The 269-nt window shown below is 39.8% G+C and carries 1 rRNA gene; it reads right to left on the bottom strand.

What is annotated here, in order from left to right:
* Positions 1-197 precede the first annotated feature (197 nt).
* A 16S ribosomal RNA gene (locus tag AC6CWS_RS26530) occupies positions 198-269 on the bottom strand; the annotation flags it as partial.

The following is a 269-nucleotide window of genomic DNA, read 5'->3' as shown; positions in this document are numbered from 1 at the left end:
ACCTCACAACCCGAAGATGTCTTCAGATTGCGAAAATTTGAGAGACTCGAACACACTTAAACAGTGTGTCGTTTCAATTTTCAGCTTGATCCAGATTTTTAAAGAGCAAAATTTCACAATGCACTTCGCAGTACATTTTGAAATTTATTATTTATCAAACAATCTGTGTGAGCACTACAAAGGCAGGTTCTTTAAGGTAAGGAGGTGATCCAACCGCAGGTTCCCCTACGGTTACCTTGTTACGACTTCACCCCAGTCATGAATCACAA

The organism is Klebsiella sp. M041, from assembly GCF_059759695.1.
Note: the sequence above shows the minus strand (reverse complement) of the source record. Positions and strands in the feature narration are given on the sequence as shown.